The sequence below is a fragment of the Stenotrophomonas sp. STEN031 genome (assembly GCF_056759975.1).
This window is the reverse complement of the sequence record NZ_JBRREA010000082.1, coordinates 1-15,977: the sequence shown is the minus strand read 5'-3', so window position 1 is coordinate 15,977 and position 15,977 is coordinate 1. Positions and strand designations below refer to the sequence as shown.

Genomic DNA, 15,977 nt, shown 5'->3' with positions numbered 1-15,977 from the left:
GGGGTTTGGGTTGGGGTTGGGGGTGGTTTGGGTTTGGCTGGGGAGGGTCTGGGCTTTGGGTGGGCGTTTGGTTGGGTTTTGCTTGGGCTGGGCTTTGGCTTGGCTTTGGCCTTGGCCTTGGCTTCAGATTTTGATTTTGATCTGCATGCACGCCGCGATCCAAGCGAGAAAAGCCAGCAGCCAAAGCAACATCAAAAGCGCAAAAGCTCACCCCTCCCCAACCCTCCCCTGCGCTACGCGCAAGGGAGGGGGCTGAAAGCCGCTGCACTGCGTGCAAGGGAGGGAGCTGAAAGCCGTTGCACTGCGTGCAAGGGAGGGAGCTGAAAGCCGTTGCGCTACGCGCAAGGAAGAGAGCAAAGCGCAACGCTGGCCCTCAGCAGCCAGTTCTGCCACCGTATAGCGGCACCACGCTCCCGTCGGTCAAGACTGGTATCGCAATGCCCCTATTCAAATTCACCCGCCATGGCGGGCAAGCGCGCGGCAGCCAGCCGCACTCTCCCCTGCCCTGGATCGCCTTGATCGCACTGATCCTCGGTGCAGTCGCACTCGGCTTTGCCTGGCTCGCCGGCTGGATTGGTCGTGATCGACTCACCGCCCAGAACTTCACCGATGCCATCGAAGCCACCGGCGCCAACCACCCCGGCTTTCGTCGCGCCCACAGCAAGGGCGTCTGCGTAAGCGGCTGGTTCGAGCCCAGCGCACAGGCACGACAGCTGTCACACGCACGCATGTTTGAACAATCGCGTGTACCGGTACTCGGCCGCCTGTCGATAGGCGGTGGCAACCCGCATGGCGCCGACAACAACGCGCGCGTGCGCAGCATCGCCTTGCAGCTGAGCAGCGATGACGGCCAGCAATGGCGCATGGCAATGAACAGCTTCCCGTTCCTCGCCGTTGCCACACCGGAAGCCTTCTACGAGCAGACCCGCGCGCAGATTCCCGACCCGGCCACCGGCAAGCCGGACCCGGCCAAGCTGGCCGCGATCCAGGAAAAATACCCCAGCGCCCGTGCCTTCACCCAATGGGCCAAGACCGCGCCGTGGACCGACAGCTGGGCCAGCACCGAGTTCAACAGCGTCAACAGCTTCTGGTTCACCAACGCACAGGGGCAACGCCGTGCCGTGCGTTGGCGCTGGCAGCCACAGGCCACGCCGCGTGAACTGGATGCTGCAAGCCGGGAACAGGCCGGCGTGGATTTCCTCAGCCAGGATCTGCAGCAGCGGCTGGCGCAGGGCCCGGTACGCTGGAACCTGGTGGTGACCCTGGCCAGCTCGCAGGACGCGATCAACGACCCGTCCGTGCCATGGCCGGCTGAACGCGAACAGATAGTCGCCGGCGTGCTCAACATCGAGCAGATGCAGCCGCAGGAACAAGGCGGCTGCAATGACCTCAACTTTGATCCGCTGATCCTGCCCACAGGCATCGAAGGCAGCGACGATCCCATCCTCGCGGCCCGCTCAGCAGTGTATTCGCAATCCTTCAATCGTCGCGAGCGCGAGCGCGCCACCGGCGAAGCCGCACGCGACAACGCACAGGTGCAGCCATGAGCAGCAGCAACGGCCACTTCAACCTGCTGGCACGCGTTCTGCACTGGAGCATGGCGCTGCTGATCCTGGCGATGCTGTTCATCGGCGTGACCATGGTCGCCTCGGTGCACCTGCGGCCGGGGTTGATCAACCTGCACCGACCACTCGGCGTGCTGATCTTCGTACTGGTCCTGCTGCGTCTGTACAACCGTCTGCGCCACCGGCCACCGCCGCTGCCTGCTGACCTGCCGGCGTGGCAGGCCTGGGCTGCCACCGCCTCGCATTGGCTGTTGTATGCATTGATGCTGGCGATGCCGCTGATCGGCTGGGCGATGTTGTCGGCGGGCGGCTATCCCATCGTGCTGTGGGGCGGCGTGCAGCTGCCGGCCATCGTGCCGCATACGCCATCGCTGTACGCACTGCTGCGCAATGCCCACAGCTTGCTGGCCTACCTGCTGTTTGCCACGGTGCTGGTGCATGTGGGCGCAGCCTTGTTCCATGCCTGGGTGCGCCGCGATGGTGTTTTCCAGGCGATGGCGCGAGGAAAGTAGCAACGCAGTAGCGACGGTAGTGCCGAGCCATGCTCGGCAAGGGGCATCACCAGCGATGCTGACTTGCCTGTAGGAGCGGCGTGAGCCGCGAAGCTGACAGTGCTTGAGAAGCCTCAAACGCTACCCCTCCCCCGCCCCCCCTACGCCTTCGGCTCAAGGGAGGGAGCTACAACCAGCCTTTCTGGCGCGCCACGCGGTGCGCCTCAATGCGATTTGCAACGCCAAGCTTTCCTATACATTCGGACAGATAGTTGCGCACGGTGCCATGCGACAGCCCCAATTGCTCGGCGATCTCATTGGCCGAGCGGCCTTCTCCGGCAAGTCGTAGCACCTGCCGTTCGCGATCATTCAACGGGTCGGCCTCGGACCAGGCTTCCACTGCCAATTGCGGATCTATCGCGCGCCCACCGCGATGCACCTGGCGCAGCGCATCAGCCAATTTCTCGGCCGGCGCATCTTTCAGCAGATAACCCTGCACTCCCGCATCCAGGGCCCGGCGCAGGAAGCCACTGCGCGCAAAGGTGGTCACTATCACCACCTTGATCGGCAATTGTTGTCGTTGCACGCGTTGCGCCAGTTCCAACCCGGTCAGCAGTGGCATTTCAATATCGGTAACCAGGATGTCCGGTTTCAGCCGCTGCAATTCACGCCAGGCAACTTCACCGTCGGCAGCAGTACCGATCACTTCAATGTCGGATTCAAGATTGAGCAACGCTGAAAGCGCTCCGCGCACCATCGCCTGATCCTCGGCCAACAGGATGCGGATCATGCGCCTGCCTCCTGCGCCGGCAGATCAGTCGAATCGCGCTGTCGGGTGCTGGCCACTGGTTCGTATGCCATCCGTTGTGCCTGTACCGGAATGCGAACCTTCAACCGCGTGCCCTGCCCTTTGGGTGAGTCAATCTGCAGTTCACCCCCCAAGGCAGACACACGCTCGCGCATTCCCGCCAGCCCATTGCCATTGGCTGAAACACCACCGCGACCATCGTCCACCACCTCCATCAGCACTGCCTCCGGCGAAACCTCGATGCTGACCAGCGCCTCATTGGCCTGGGCATGGCGAGCGATATTGGTCGCGGCCTCTCGCAACACCATCGACAAGCCAGCCTCGATCCACGCAGGCATCGCGGGCGGCGGAGAATAGCGCAGGTGCACGCGCGAGGACTCCAGCAGCAGGTGTGCAGACGCCAGCTCAGCCGCCAGGTCCGCTGCGCGGAAGCCGGTGACTGCACTGCGTACCTGGGCAAGTGCATCGCGCGCGATCTGCTCGGCTTCGGCCAGCTCGCGCTGGGACCGTTGCGGGTCGCGCTCTAACAGTTTGCGCGACAACTCCATCTTCAAGGTGATCAACGACAGCGTATGCCCGAGCAGGTCATGCAGGTCGCGACCGATGCGCTCGCGCTCCGCGGTCGCCGCCAGACGCCGAACTTCTTCGTGGGAGAGTCGCAAAGCGGCATCCTTCTCACTGCTCGTCCGCTCGACATTGACGATCAGGCCGATGATCACCGTCAGCGCTGGAATCCAGGCAACCACCTGCCACGGGTAACCTATCCACGTTGCCAACGCGACGAAGGCAATGTTCAGCAGTGCCAGTTCCAGAAGGTACTGGCGTATGCTGATGCAACGGTTGGTCCGCAGCATCACGCAGCCGAACACGAAGTAATTCATGCCGGACGGATAGATCGGCAGCAGCGCCATCGACAGCACGATCATTGCCAACGCGAAGATCGGCGCGTGCCGCCGCGCGCTTGTCAGCGTCAACCGGTAGAACACGATGAACAGCGGGAACGACCATAGCGTGATCAGCGCCCAGCGCAGCGTATAGCCCGCACCAAACATCGGCGTGATGAATACCCAGACCGTCCACAGCAGATGCACGGCATCCACCCACGGCCATTTGCCGAGCTTGATGTTGTCGGCCACCACCGAATCCGGTGCCGGCTTGAACCACTCAGGGCGCTGCAATCCCATCGGCGTTCATCCTGTGCAATGCGGCAATGATGCCATCAGCCGTGGCGGCGCAGACGCCAACCCGCCACCGCCGTGATGGCCACCGTGAATACGAGCAGCCACAGCACGTGCGGCCAGGCACTGCCCACATCGAAGTCCAACGCGCCCTGCGCCAACATGTTCAGATGATGACTGGGCCAGATCACCGCCAGCGCACGCAGCAGCGGCGGCAACACCTTCAACGGAAACCACAGCCCCGACAACACCGCCATCGGCAGGTAGACCAGGTTGATCACCGCCGCCGCACCATTGCCCTTGGCCAACGTGCCCAGCAGCAGGCCCAGTGCGCAGAACGGCAAGGTGCCCAGCGCTGCAACCGCGGTCAGCCGCAGCATCTGCGAGGCATTGAGCTGCACCCCGGCCACAGTGATGGCCAACAACTGCAGGATCACCACGATGGCCAGCGCAGTCAGCATTGCCATCATCATCTTGCCGAGCAGATAGGCCAGCGGCGGCATCGGCATGGCGCGCTTGAAGGTGAGCAGGCCGTTGTCACGCTCCAACGCCAGCGCGATGCCAAAGCCGAACAGGCCCGGTGCCATTACCCCGAAGGTGACATAGCTGCCCAGCAGGAAGCGGGCCGCTTCGGCCGGCTGGGTGTGGCCGAGCAGCACCGCAAACAGCAGGTAAAAGACCGCCGGGAACAGCAGCGTCGGCAGCACGAAACCCGGATAGCGCAGGTAGCGCAGACACTCGGCACGGGTCTCCTGCAGATAGGCACCGAGCATCTGGCGGGACGACATCGCAGGCAGCATGGATTGGTATGGGGTATTCATCAGGCAGCCTCGCGTTGTGTCTGTGCAGCATCCGAGAGCGTCAGATCAGTGAAGGCCTCGCCCAGCCCTGCTGGCTGAACCTCCAAGCCGGACAGCGCGGGGTCTGCCTGCAGCAATTGGCGCACCACGCTTTCGACGCGGTCGCTGCGCAACTGCAGGTAATCGCCGTCCCGGCTGATCTGCACCACTCCCGGCCAGGACGCCAGCACCGCCGCATCCAAGGTGCTGACACAACGGATGCTGCGATGGATGACCCGTGCACGCAGCGCATCCACGCTGCCATCGCTGACGATACGTCCGCGCAGCAGCACGCAGACGCGATCGGCCAGGCGCTCGGCTTCCTCCAGGTAATGGGTGGTCAGGACCACCGCGGTGCCTTCGGCGACCAAGGCCCGTACCGTCGCCCACAGCTGCTGGCGGGCCGGCAGGTCCAGGCCAACCGTCGGTTCGTCCAGGAACAGCAGCCGTGGCCGCCCACACACGGCCAGGGCGAACTGTACGCGCCGCTGCTGGCCACCGGACAGCTTGCCGTAGCGGCACTTCAGCATATCCTCGATGCCGGCCAGCGCGGCAACATCCGCAAGGCCGCGGGGGGCTGGATAGTAGCTGGCCGACAACTGGATCAGCTCGCCCACGTTCAAGGTCTCGGGCAACGCTGCGCTCTGCAGCATCACCCCGATGCCACGCCGCGCCGCCAGCTGTTGCGGATCATGGCCGAACAACTGCACCTGCCCGGCATCGGCCCGCAGCAGGCCCAGCAGCAGGCTGATGGCGGTGGTCTTGCCTGCACCATTGGGGCCAAGCAGCGCTAGGACCTGTCCCGCCCGCAGTTCCAGGTCAACGCCATCCAGCGCCCGCACCGCACCGTAACGCTTGTGCACGCCCTGCAGGCTTGCCAGTACTTCACCGTGTGCCGTCATCGCCGCCACCTTCTTCAGGGAATGCCGCAACCTTAGGTCGCCAATGTCTGCCTCCCCAGTGAATCCGATCAGGCAAAGCACATGACAGCCGTCACCTGCGCAGCGGGTACAGCGGCCATTATGATTCGCCCACTACGGTCCACCGCTGCCGGCCGCGGCGGTTTGCGGTAAGTTGCGGTCACATTTCCCCTCCCACGCCGTCCTGCTACCCATGAATGCATCTGCTGAACTGCTGAAGGAACTCCGCATCGACCGCTCCGCCCCGCCACCCGGCGGCCCTTCGCCATCGCGACGCTGGTTGTGGATTGTGATCGGCCTGGTGCTGGCCCTGCTGCTGGTACTTGGCGTTGGCGCCCTGCTCGGCGGCAAAAAGCCCATGACCGTGCAGACCGCGCCGGTAGTGGCAATGAGCCAGGCCGGTGCCGGTAACAACTCGGTGCTGGACGCCAGCGGCTACGTGGTGGCCCGGCGCATGGCGACGGTATCGGCGAAAATAACCGGCAAGGTGCGCGAGGTGATGATCGAGGAAGGCATGCGTGTCGAAGAAGGCCAGGTGATGGCCACGCTCGACCCGATCGACGCCAACGCCCAGCGCAGCCTCAATGCCGCCCAGCTCGATGCCGCCCGCAGCCAGACCGAGGGCCTGCAGGCACAGCTGCGCCAGGCCGAAGCCGAAGCAGGCCGCCTGCAGTCGCTGGTTGGCCAGCAGCTGGTCTCACGCTCGCAGTACGACCAGGCCGTCGCTGCACGTGACAGCCTGCGTGCGCAATTGCAGACCGCACGTCACAACGCCAAGGTGGCACTGGACGCGCTGGCCATTGCCGATCTGGGCGTGGACAACAACGTGGTCCGCGCACCGTTCTCCGGCGTGGTGACGGCCAAGGCCGCGCAGCCCGGCGAAATCGTGTCGCCACTGTCGGCCGGTGGTGGTTTCACCCGTACCGGCATCGGCACCATCGTCGACATGGACTCGCTGGAAGTGGAAGTGGAAGTGGGCGAAGCCTTCATCGGCCGCGTGCAGCCGAAGATGCCGGTAGAGATCGTTCTCAATGCTTATCCGGACTGGAAGATTCCCGGCCACGTGATCGCCATCATTCCCACCGCTGACCGTGGCAAGGCCACGGTAAAGGTCCGCGTGGCACTGGAAGCCAAGGACCCGCGCATCGTGCCGGAGATGGGTGTGCGCGTGAGCTTCCTGGAGAAGGCCGCAGCCGCTGGTACCGAAGCACTGAAGGGCGTGCGCGTACCCGCTGCTGCGATTGTCGAACGTGACGGCAAGCCGGTCGCTTTTGTCGTGCAGGCCGATGACAAGGTGAAGCAGCAATCGCTGCAGGTGGGCCAGGTATTGGCCAAGGACAAGCAGGTGTTGTCTGGATTGAGTGCCGGACAGACCGTGGTGCTCAATCCCGCTGCAGAATTGAAGGATGGTGACAAAGTGACGCTGGAAGGCGCGGAGAAGTAAGCACAAGCTTGTGATCTTTATTGCGTTGGCGCGAATCACCTGATGCATTGAAGTAGCTGTTTGCTGTTGCTTCCACCCCCTCCCTTGCGCAAAGCGCAGGGGGTGAAGAAAGACGCTTGCACGCCACTGGCGTGCGGCCTGATGAACGACCGAAGGCTGCGCCTGAGGGCCGGGCGGGTTGGGGAGGGGGGCTTTGGCTTTGGCTTTGGCTTTGGCTTTGGTTTGAAAAGCCACATAAAGCAAAACCGCAGCCGAGCCCTGAAGCAAAGTAAAAAGCTGCCCTCACCCCTACCCCTCTCCCGCAAGCGGGAGAGGGGAATGCAAAAGCAAAAGCAGGGGCAACAGCAACAGCAACAGCAACAGCAACAGCAGTAGCAAAAGCCACAGCAACAGCAACAGCAACAGCAACAGCAACAGCCGGTGCCAGTATCGCAGCAAAGGCATTAGCTCAAGCTCAAGCCGAAGCCGAAAGCCAAAAGCCAAAAGCACCCCTCCCTAGCCCTCCCCTTGCCTTCGGCAAAGGGAGGGGACCAGAAGCAAAGCGAAGCAAACTCGCGTCCGAAATCAAACTTTCAACATCCAACTTCAAACATCACCGCGTCACTGCTGAGGATCATCCATGAGCACCCTCGTCTCCCTGCGCAACATCACCAAGACCTATCAGCGTGGCCCGGAAAAAGTGCAGGTACTGCACGGCATCAACCTGGATATCGATCGCGGTGACTTCGTCGCCCTGATGGGTCCGTCCGGCTCCGGCAAGACCACCCTGCTCAACCTGATCGGCGGCCTGGACACGCCCAGCGGTGGCGAGATCAACATCGAAGACCAACGCATCGACCAGCTCAGCGCCGGCCAGCTGTCTACCTGGCGCAGCCATCACGTTGGCTTCGTGTTCCAGTTCTACAACCTGATGCCCATGCTCACCGCGCAGAAGAACGTCGAACTGCCGCTGCTGCTGACCAACCTCAATGCCGGCGAGCGCAAGCGCCGCGCGCAGATCGCGCTGACCCTGGTTGGCCTGGCCGATCGCCGCGACCACCGCCCCAACGAGCTCTCCGGTGGCCAGCAGCAACGCGTGGCGATTGCCCGCGCCATCGTCTCCGACCCGACCTTCCTGATTTGCGATGAGCCCACCGGCGACCTCGACCGCCAGAGCGCGGAAGAAGTGCTGGGCCTGCTGCAGCTGCTCAACCGCGAACACGGCAAGACCATCATCATGGTCACCCACGATCCCAAGGCGGCCGAGTACGCCACCCACACCGTGCATCTGGACAAGGGCGAGCTGGTCGACGCCCCGGTGCACTGAGGAGCACGGCCATGAAGTACTTCTCACTGATATGGGCGCAGCTGTTCCGCAGCCGCACGCGCACGCTGTTCACCCTGCTGTCCATCGTCACCGCCTTCCTGCTGTTCGGCATGCTCGATTCGGTGCGTGTCGCCTTTGCCAGCGGCGGCAATACGGTGGCCGGCGCCAACCGGCTGGTGGTGGCCTCGCGCCTGTCCATCACCCAGTCGCTGCCGATCCGCCTGGAACCGCAGATCCGCCAGATCGAAGGCGTCCAGGATGTCACCTATGCCATGTGGTTCGGCGGCATCTACCAGGACCAGAAGAATTTCTTCCCCAACTTCTCGGTGGCGCCCAACTACTTCGATCTGATGACCGAGTTCGAGATCCCCAAGGACCAGGTCGATGCCTTCCGCAACACGCGCACTGGCGCCATCGTCGGCGAATCGCTGGCCAAGCAGTTCGGCTGGAAGATCGGCGACACCATCCCGCTGCAGGCCACCATCTTCCCGCGCGGTGGCAGCAACGATTGGCCGCTGCAGCTGGTCGGCATATTCAAATCCAAGAACACCGCCACCGCCGCCAACGAAGAACGCCAGCTGATGATGAACTGGAAGTACTTCGACGAGTCCAACGACTACATCAAGAACCAGGTCAGCTGGTACACCGTGCGCCTGGACAACACTGACCATGCCTCGCGCGTGGCCCAGGCCATCGACGCGATCTCGGCCAACTCCGACCACGAGACCAAGAGCCAGACCGAGTCGGCCTTCCAACAAGCCTTCATCAAGCAGTTCGCCGACATCGGCATGATCGTCACCTCGATCATGGGCGCGGTGTTCTTCACCCTGCTGCTGCTCACCGGCAACACCATGGCCCAGGCCGTGCGCGAGCGCGTGCCGGAGCTGGCCACGCTGAAAACGCTGGGCTTCACCGATGGCACCATGCTGATGCTGGTGATGGTGGAATCCATCGTGCTGGTCGGCCTGGGCGGCGCCATCGGGCTGGGGTTGGCGGCGCTGGCATTGCCGGTAATGGCGCCACAGACCATGGGCCTGCTGCCGCCGCATGTGCCGGCGCAGACCTGGATCGTGGGGCTGGTGCTGATCGTGGTGATCGGCCTGGTGGTGGGCGTGTTGCCGGCACTGCGGGCCAAGCGCCTGAAGATCGTCGACGCACTGGCCGGGCGCTGAGGAGAACGACATGAAGAATTTTCTTTCGAATGCGCTGGTGATCGTGCTGCTCATCGTCGGCCTGGGCGTATGGATTGCGCTGCCGTGGATCGGCGTCGCCGTGGTCGCGGTGGCGGTCGCGCTGTGGCTGCTGCTCACCCGCACCGGCCGGCTGGCGCTTGCCGCAACCCGCATCGGGCTGGCCAGCCTGCCGCAACGCTGGGGCGCATCTTCGGTGATCGTGATCGGTATTGCCGGTGTGGTCGGTGTGCTGGTGGCGATGCTGGCGATGGGCCAGGGCTTCCAGGCCACGCTGGAGAACACCGGCGATGACAGCACCGCGATCGTGCTGCGCGGCGGTTCGCAGGCGGAGACCAACTCGGTGATCACCCGCGACCAGGTGCCGCTGCTGGAAACCCTGCCCGGCGTGACGCGCGGCGAAAATGGACGGCCGCTGGTTTCCGCCGAAGCCTCGCAGGTGGTCAACCTCACCTCGCGCAGCGATGGCACCGATGTGAACGCACAGTTCCGCGGTGTCGGCGAGCAGGCCTGGGCGGTGCACGAGAAAGTGCGCCTGGTCGAAGGCCGCAAGTTCGGCGCCGGCCTGCGCGAGATCGTGGCCGGACGCGGCGCGCAGAAGCAGTTCCAGGGCCTGGAGGTCGGCAAGACCCTGCGCCTGGGTAACCAGGATTGGACCGTGGTCGGCATCTTCGAATCCGGCGACGCCCACGATTCGGAACTTTGGACCGACGCGCAGACCCTGGCCACCACCTACAACCGTAGCGCCTGGCAATCGATCAGCGTGCGCACCGACGGCAAGCAGGGCTTCGAGACCTTCAAGGCCGCAGTGGAAAGCAACCCACGGCTGAAGCTGGACGTGGAAAGCACCGCCGAGTATTACCGCAAGCAGGGCGGCGGGCTGAACAAACTGCTCAAGGTGCTGGGCACGGTGATCGGCGCAATCATGGCGGTGGGCGCGGTGTTCGGTGCGCTCAACACCATGTATGCGGCCGTGGCCACGCGTGCACGCGAGATCGCGACCTTGCGTGCGATTGGTTTCCGTGGCGTGCCGGTGGTGACCGCGGTGATGCTGGAAACCATGTTGCTCGCGTTGCTCGGTGGCGTGCTCGGCGGTGTGGTGGCCTGGCTGGCGTTCAACAACTTCACCGTCTCCACCTTGGGCAACAACTTCAGCCAGGTGGTGTTCCAGTTCAAGGTCTCGCCGCCACTGTTGTGGAGTGGGCTGAAGTGGGCATTGGGGATCGGACTGGTAGGCGGGCTGTTCCCGGCATTGCGCGCGGCACGCCTGCCGATCACCACCGCATTGCGCGAGACCTGATTCAACCAGGCGCAGCCTGCCAAACACGCAACCCACCTGCCCACACGCAGGTGGGTTGGCAGAAAGTCTACCTTCACGCATCCATCCGTTTCGGTCATCATGCGCCCCCGCCCAAGTCCCGGCGGCCAGCGGAGCTGTGATGGCAGATGCTGCGTCCCTCCCCCAACGGTGATGCATCTGTCACGGCGCCCCTCAAGGGCGCCTTTTTTGTAGTTGGTACAAAGGAAAACCGAAAGCGATGTATTTGAAGTCGACCCCGCTGTGCTCCGCGATCACCCTCGCGTTGCTCGGCAGCTGCAGCCTCACCGCGTTCGCACAGGACGCAAACCAGACCACCACCACTTTGGACCGCGTCGAGATCACCGGTTCGCGCATCCGCCAGGCCAGCGTTGAGACCGCACAGCCGGTCATCGCCCTGAGCCGAGCGGAAATCGAGAAGAAGGGCTACGTCAACGTCGCCGACATCCTGCAGGACGTCACCGCTGCCGGCGCACCGTCGCTGAGCCGCGCCTCGGCCTTGTCCTCCGGCCGTGATTACGGCGGCATGTTCGTCAGCCTGCGCAACCTTGGCCCCGAACGTACCCTGGTGTTGATCGACGGCCGTCGCATGGGCGTCAGCGCGGGTGGCTATTCCGACGTCGGCTCGATTCCCTCGGCCATCGTCGAGCGCGTTGAAGTGCTGACCGACGGTGCCTCGGCACTGTACGGCTCGGACGCCATTGCCGGCGTGGTCAACGTCATCACCCGCAAGAACTTCGACGGCGGCAACGCCAGCGCCTATGTCGGCCAGTACAGCGAAGGCGACGGTCAGAAGCGCAGCTACAGCGCCAACTTCGGCAAGACCTTCGAGCGCGGCTGGTTCAGCGTCGGCGCCGAGAAGAGCAAGGAAGACCCGGTCCTGGGCGGCGCCCGTGAATTCACCGCCTATGCCAACGGCCCCTACCATCCCACTGATGGCCTGAACGGCAACACCCAGTGGGGTTCGGTCACCGTCGACGGCAAGCCCCTCACCGTCGGCCCGGGCGGCGATCCATCGGATGTCGCCAACTTCAAGAAACCCGACCCGGCGACCTACGCCAACACCAAGACCAACATGACCCTGCTCTCCTCGCTGGAGCGCAAGTCCGCTTTCGCCAATGGTGGTTTCCAGATCACCGACGATCTGCGTGTTGTCGCCGACGTTCTGTATAGCGAGCGCGAATCGATCAAGCAACTGGCCGGTTACCCGTACTCGGTGTCGGCCACGCAGGCAACCAGCGGCGCGCGCGCTCCGCTCTCGGCCAGCAGCGCATTCAACCACTGGGGCAAGGACGTGCTGTTCTCGCGTCGCACCGAGGAGTATCCGCGTGCAACCAACAACGCGCTGACCACCAAGCGCGCCAGTCTTGGCCTGGAAGGCAGCTTCGAGACCGGCTCCCACTTCTGGGACTGGAACGTGAGCTACATGTTCAACCGCAATGAAGGCGAGCGCCGCAGCCTGCAGAGCATGTACCAGCCGAACGTCAACCTGGCCGTCGGCCCGTCCTTCATCGATGCCAGCGGCGTTGCCCGCTGCGGCAGCGTCGGCAACGTGATCGAAGGCTGCGTGCCGTGGAATCCGCTGGCACCGGCGGGCAGCAACAGCCCCGGCTCGCTCAGCGACAAGGCGGTGCGCGACTATATCTTCACCCGCTTCACCGACGAAATCCGCAGCACCACCAAGGTGGTCAGCGCCAACATCTCCGGCTCGCTGGCAAGCCTGCCGGCCGGTGACATCATGGCGGCGATGGGTGTTGAACATCGCAGCGAAGAAGCCAGCTACACCCCGGACCTGATGGTGCAGAACGGCGAAATCGCCGGCACCAGCGGCGCACCAACGCGTGGCGACTACAAGCTGGACGAGGTTTACCTGGAGCTGCAGGTGCCGCTGCTGGCGGACCTGCCGTTCGCACGTGAACTGTCGCTGGACGTGGCTGGCCGCTACTCCGACTACAACAACTTCGGTGGCACCACCAACGGCAAGTTCGGCCTGAAGTGGAAGCCGATCGACACCTTGCTGGTCCGCGCCACCTACGGCACCGGCTTCCGTGCACCGACCGTGGACGACCTGTACGGCGGCACCGTCACCACCCGTGACCGCGTCACCGATCCCTGCGATCGCTCGTTCGGCGCCGCCGCGCGCAATGCTGAAGTAGCTGCACGCTGCAGCGCTGCTGGCCTGGGTGCCGACTTCCGCCAGAAGACCGGTGACGGCGAACTGGCCACCACCTCGGGCGTACAGGCCGTCACCGACTTCACCTCCGGCTCCAACGCTACGCTGAAGCCGGAAACCGCCAAGACCTGGACGGTCGGTCTGGTCTACAGCCCCGACTTCGTCAGCGGCCTGGACCTGAGCCTGGACTGGTGGAAGATCCGCATCGACGACGTGATCGTGGGTGAATCGGCCACCGACATCCTCAACCAGTGCTATGTGCAGGGCATCAGCTCCGCCTGCGACCGCTTCACCCGCTACAGCACCGGCGGCAACAAGGGCCAGGTCAGCGGCATGAACCGTTCGTTGAACAACGCCGGCTTCCAGGAAACCGCTGGCTATGACCTTGGTGTTCGCTACCGTCTGCCGGAAATGGCCTTCGGCCAGCTGTCGCTGCGTTGGAACACCACGTACGTGGACTACCTGTCACGCAAGAGCGACAACGTCGCGACCACCCCGGTCGAAGAATTCACGGGCTGGGAAGGCAACTTCCGCGTGCGCTCCAACCTGACGATGGATTGGCAGAACGGCAACTTCGGCGCGAGCTGGACTACCCGTTACTACTCCAGCATGAAGGAGAAGTGTTCCTACGATCTGGACGGTGGCCCGGAGTGCAACATGCCGGACTTCCAGTCGGCGTACACCGACATGCAGCCGAGCCGCAAGCTGGGCTCCAACACCTTCCACGATCTGCAGGTGCGTTATGCCATGCCGTGGAACGGCACCGTGTCGCTGGGCGTCAACAACGTGTTCAAGCACGAAGGCCCGATCATGTACAGCCAGCCGAACAGCAGCTTCACCTACTACGGTGGCTTCGACATCGGTCGTTTCATGTACATGAAGTACCAGCAGCGCTTCTGATCCAGGTAACAACAGCGACGGGTGTCGATGACATTGTCGACCACCCGCAACGCTGCGCTTGAAGCCCCTCTCCCGCACGCGGGGGGAGAGGGGCCGTTTGCGAACCACAGGTTCGCGGTCACTCGAGCGCTCTTTCGCCAGCGGAAGGGCCGGGGCGCGTAGCGGGGGTTGGGGTGAGGGTGGCTTCACCCGCTTCGTCGCTGGCCTGCCGCAATCAATCAGTTTCACCGCTCCGACGACCCAAAAGGCTGCAAGAGCAAGGCCGTCAATCGCAGATGCATTACCAGCTTCGCGGCTAACGCCGCTCCTGCAAACAGCTGCAAGCGCATTTTCCCTGGCAGCACAGTGCCTGAAGATGCGGCCCCCTGATCTGCTTCGCGGCTTACGCCGCTCCCACAAACAAGGGCGCCGGTCTGTCACACCGCTCGCTGTTTGATCGGGCACCTGATCGGGAGCGGAACTCACCGCAACCCAAACACCACACAACGGTCATCTAGCTGTCATCGCCACGCGGTAGATGCAGGGCGTCCTTGTGGCTACCGTGACAGGCTCCCCAAACCGGTTCCCGCCATGCTTCGTTCGCTGGCGCTGGCTGGCGTCTGCGTGATGCTGGCTGGCTTTGCCCTCTCATCTCCCGTTCCCCCGCTGTCACTCAGTGAGCGCTTGGCCGCCCCCGGTGGCACCTCGCCGCTGGTCCCCACCGAACGCATCGACGCCCTGCTCGCCAACCTGCCACATCAGCAGGGCAACGTTACTGGCAGCGATGGCGTTGCCCTGCATTGGGTGTCATTCGAGCCAGGCGACTACCGGCTGGATTACCGCTATCTCGGCAAGGGCCAACGCTTCCCGGAGTTCTCGCTGGAAGCATCGGCACCAAGCATCGAGAACCACGTCCAGCCACGCGGCACGGTGATCCTGTTGCACGGCTGGATGATGGACGGCGGTTCATTGCTGCCCTGGTCACTGGAATTGGCGCAACAGGGTTACCGCACAATCGCGCTGGATCTGCGCAATCACGGTCGTTCGGGTCATGCACTTTCCGGCTACGGAACCCGCGAAGGCGAGGATGTAGTCGCGGCACTGGACGCCCTGCAGCGCGAAGGCAAGATCAGCGGCCCGGTGCACCTGCTCGGCGTTTCATACGGTGCTGCAACCGCGATCTTCGCCGCCCGTGAGCTCGGCACTCAGTTGCGCAGCGTCGTGGCGATGGAGTCCTTCGACAACGCCGGCGAAGCAATCCGCACGATGGTGCCGCATATGCTGGCCAAGCCACCGGAACGTTGGAGCGACTATGTCGCCCTGCCCCTGGCACGTTGGCAATACGGCGGCCGTGGATTGGATGAGGCCATCGCCACCACCGATCGCAAGCTTGGCATCAATCTGGATAAGGTCGACGTCGGCCAGGCCTTGGCACAGGTACCCGCCTGCGTGCTGTTGATACACGGCCGCGACGATGAGCACATTCCGGTAGCACAAGGCCGCGCATTGGCTGCTGCAGCGCCACGCGCACGGTATCTGGAGGTCGCAGCCGAAGACCACCTGACTTTGCCGATGCGCCTGGATCGTCTATCCGGCACGGTGAATAACTGGTTCGAGCAGGCCGATGACAATGGCCGCTGTGCATCGGCGGTAACAGCGAGTCTTTGAGTTTCCGAAGGCGTTGGTGGCGTCTCACGAGCAAAGCCGTCGGACTCGCCACTCCGTAGTGCCGAACCATGTTCGGCAGGGGCTTTCCAGGCGAGGCCAGCGGAGCCCCAATGCTTTGGCTTTGGCTTTGGCTTTGGCTTTGGCTTTGGCTTTGGCTTTGGCTTTGGCTTTGGCTTTGGCTTTGGCTTTGGCTTTGGC

General features: G+C 63.7%; 14 protein-coding genes. 10 read left to right on the top strand and 4 right to left on the bottom strand.

The window, feature by feature from the left end; genetic code table 11:
- The 3 genes from ACVOLQ_RS21020 to ACVOLQ_RS21010 form a co-directional block, all read left to right on the top strand.
- The coding region (locus ACVOLQ_RS21020) for a hypothetical protein (RefSeq protein ID WP_481529194.1) at window positions 1–324 on the top strand (324 nt) is incomplete at its 5' end.
- Between the two features lie 113 nt (window positions 325–437).
- Window positions 438–1,547, top strand: a complete 1,110-nt coding sequence (locus ACVOLQ_RS21015) for a catalase family peroxidase (protein ID WP_481529193.1) — start codon at window positions 438–440, stop codon at window positions 1,545–1,547.
- The gene (locus tag ACVOLQ_RS21010; RefSeq protein ID WP_313174420.1) at window positions 1,544–2,077 is read left to right on the top strand and encodes a cytochrome b; all 534 of its coding nucleotides are present in this window, start codon (window positions 1,544–1,546) and stop codon (window positions 2,075–2,077) included. The genes ACVOLQ_RS21015 and ACVOLQ_RS21010 overlap by 4 nt, the downstream gene beginning before the upstream one ends.
- A 166-nt stretch (window positions 2,078–2,243) precedes the next feature.
- On the opposite strand, the gene ACVOLQ_RS21005 is transcribed toward ACVOLQ_RS21010, so the two are convergent.
- The 4 genes from ACVOLQ_RS21005 to ACVOLQ_RS20990 are packed head-to-tail and all read right to left on the bottom strand — an operon-like array spanning window position 2,244 to window position 5,783.
- Complete coding sequence (locus ACVOLQ_RS21005) at window positions 2,244–2,846, bottom strand: response regulator transcription factor (protein ID WP_313495345.1); 603 nt, start codon at window positions 2,844–2,846, stop codon at window positions 2,244–2,246.
- Window positions 2,843–4,048, bottom strand: a complete 1,206-nt coding sequence (locus ACVOLQ_RS21000; RefSeq protein WP_481529192.1) for a sensor histidine kinase — start codon at window positions 4,046–4,048, stop codon at window positions 2,843–2,845. The genes ACVOLQ_RS21005 and ACVOLQ_RS21000 overlap by 4 nt, the downstream gene beginning before the upstream one ends.
- A gap of 35 nt (window positions 4,049–4,083) precedes the next feature.
- Complete coding sequence (locus ACVOLQ_RS20995; protein ID WP_481529191.1) at window positions 4,084–4,863, bottom strand: ABC transporter permease; 780 nt, start codon at window positions 4,861–4,863, stop codon at window positions 4,084–4,086.
- A complete protein-coding gene (locus ACVOLQ_RS20990; protein WP_481529190.1) occupies window positions 4,863–5,783 on the bottom strand; it encodes an ABC transporter ATP-binding protein in 921 nt (306 codons plus the stop codon). The genes ACVOLQ_RS20995 and ACVOLQ_RS20990 overlap by 1 nt, the downstream gene beginning before the upstream one ends.
- Before the next feature lie 211 nt (window positions 5,784–5,994).
- On the opposite strand from ACVOLQ_RS20990, the gene ACVOLQ_RS20985 reads away from it, so the two are divergent.
- The 7 genes from ACVOLQ_RS20985 to ACVOLQ_RS20955 all read left to right on the top strand — a co-directional run bounded on the left by ACVOLQ_RS20985 (window position 5,995) and on the right by ACVOLQ_RS20955 (window position 15,779).
- The gene (locus ACVOLQ_RS20985; RefSeq protein ID WP_481529189.1) at window positions 5,995–7,245 is read left to right on the top strand and encodes an efflux RND transporter periplasmic adaptor subunit; all 1,251 of its coding nucleotides are present in this window, start codon (window positions 5,995–5,997) and stop codon (window positions 7,243–7,245) included.
- 141 nt (window positions 7,246–7,386) lie between these two features.
- Complete coding sequence (locus ACVOLQ_RS20980; RefSeq protein WP_481529188.1) at window positions 7,387–7,620, top strand: hypothetical protein; 234 nt, start codon at window positions 7,387–7,389, stop codon at window positions 7,618–7,620.
- A gap of 244 nt (window positions 7,621–7,864) precedes the next feature.
- The gene (locus tag ACVOLQ_RS20975) at window positions 7,865–8,551 is read left to right on the top strand and encodes an ABC transporter ATP-binding protein (RefSeq protein ID WP_313174410.1); all 687 of its coding nucleotides are present in this window, start codon (window positions 7,865–7,867) and stop codon (window positions 8,549–8,551) included.
- A gap of 11 nt (window positions 8,552–8,562) precedes the next feature.
- The gene (locus ACVOLQ_RS20970) at window positions 8,563–9,723 is read left to right on the top strand and encodes an ABC transporter permease (RefSeq protein WP_481529187.1); all 1,161 of its coding nucleotides are present in this window, start codon (window positions 8,563–8,565) and stop codon (window positions 9,721–9,723) included.
- 10 nt (window positions 9,724–9,733) lie between these two features.
- On the top strand, window positions 9,734–11,041 hold the full coding sequence (locus tag ACVOLQ_RS20965; protein WP_481529186.1) for an ABC transporter permease: 1,308 nt from the start codon (window positions 9,734–9,736) through the stop codon (window positions 11,039–11,041).
- Between the two features lie 238 nt (window positions 11,042–11,279).
- Window positions 11,280–14,132 carry a TonB-dependent receptor gene (locus ACVOLQ_RS20960; RefSeq protein WP_481529185.1) on the top strand — a complete coding sequence of 951 codons (2,853 nt, stop codon included), beginning with the start codon at window positions 11,280–11,282 and terminating at the stop codon, window positions 14,130–14,132.
- A gap of 570 nt (window positions 14,133–14,702) precedes the next feature.
- Window positions 14,703–15,779, top strand: coding sequence for an alpha/beta fold hydrolase (locus tag ACVOLQ_RS20955; RefSeq protein WP_481529184.1), 1,077 nt, complete (start codon window positions 14,703–14,705; stop codon window positions 15,777–15,779).
- The last annotated feature ends 198 nt before the right edge of the window (window positions 15,780–15,977 follow it).

Bases quoted from the DNA above. Each gene is read 5' to 3' on its own strand.
- ACVOLQ_RS20980 (WP_481529188.1), top strand. From the start codon at position 7,387: ATGAACGACCGAAGGCTGCGCCTGAGGGCCGGGCGGGTTGGGGAGGGG.
- ACVOLQ_RS20995 (WP_481529191.1), bottom strand. From the start codon at position 4,863: ATGAATACCCCATACCAATCCATGCTGCCTGCGATGTCGTCCCGCCAG.
- ACVOLQ_RS21010 (WP_313174420.1), top strand. From the start codon at position 1,544: ATGAGCAGCAGCAACGGCCACTTCAACCTGCTGGCACGCGTTCTGCAC.
- ACVOLQ_RS20970 (WP_481529187.1), top strand. From the start codon at position 8,563: ATGAAGTACTTCTCACTGATATGGGCGCAGCTGTTCCGCAGCCGCACG.
- ACVOLQ_RS20960 (WP_481529185.1), top strand. From the start codon at position 11,280: ATGTATTTGAAGTCGACCCCGCTGTGCTCCGCGATCACCCTCGCGTTG.
- ACVOLQ_RS20955 (WP_481529184.1), top strand. From the start codon at position 14,703: ATGCTTCGTTCGCTGGCGCTGGCTGGCGTCTGCGTGATGCTGGCTGGC.
- ACVOLQ_RS20965 (WP_481529186.1), top strand. From the start codon at position 9,734: ATGAAGAATTTTCTTTCGAATGCGCTGGTGATCGTGCTGCTCATCGTC.
- ACVOLQ_RS21005 (WP_313495345.1), bottom strand. From the start codon at position 2,846: ATGATCCGCATCCTGTTGGCCGAGGATCAGGCGATGGTGCGCGGAGCG.
- ACVOLQ_RS20985 (WP_481529189.1), top strand. From the start codon at position 5,995: ATGAATGCATCTGCTGAACTGCTGAAGGAACTCCGCATCGACCGCTCC.
- ACVOLQ_RS21000 (WP_481529192.1), bottom strand. From the start codon at position 4,048: ATGGGATTGCAGCGCCCTGAGTGGTTCAAGCCGGCACCGGATTCGGTG.
- ACVOLQ_RS21015 (WP_481529193.1), top strand. From the start codon at position 438: ATGCCCCTATTCAAATTCACCCGCCATGGCGGGCAAGCGCGCGGCAGC.
- ACVOLQ_RS20990 (WP_481529190.1), bottom strand. From the start codon at position 5,783: ATGACGGCACACGGTGAAGTACTGGCAAGCCTGCAGGGCGTGCACAAG.
- ACVOLQ_RS20975 (WP_313174410.1), top strand. From the start codon at position 7,865: ATGAGCACCCTCGTCTCCCTGCGCAACATCACCAAGACCTATCAGCGT.